This window comes from Chryseobacterium sp. SIMBA_028 (assembly GCF_046535285.1).
Classification (GTDB): domain Bacteria; phylum Bacteroidota; class Bacteroidia; order Flavobacteriales; family Weeksellaceae; genus Chryseobacterium.
Genome location: NZ_JAWRWZ010000750.1, coordinates 1 through 241, shown reverse-complemented (window position 1 = coordinate 241; position 241 = coordinate 1). Strand labels below are relative to the sequence as shown.

At 61.4% G+C, this 241-nt stretch carries 1 protein-coding gene; it reads left to right on the top strand.

Going from position 1 to position 241, the window contains the following annotated elements; translation table 11 throughout:
- A partial coding sequence (locus tag SCA31_RS25255) for an enolase C-terminal domain-like protein (RefSeq protein ID WP_410699678.1) occupies positions 1-241 on the top strand: 241 nt, incomplete at both ends.

Genomic DNA, 241 nt, shown 5'->3' with positions numbered 1-241 from the left:
AGGGAATCCCGGTATGGTGCGGCGGTGTGCTGGAGACCGCGATCGGCCGGGCAGCGAACCTGCAGCTCGCTTCGCTGCCAGGTTTCACCCTTCCGTCAGACATCTCGGCCACCAAACGCTATTACAACAGCGACATCGGCCAGGATTTTCATATCGAGTCCGGGACCATCAAGGTCCCGGAGGGCCCGGGAACCGCAGCAGTGTTGGACCTGGATTACCTGGAATCCGTCACCGTCGATCG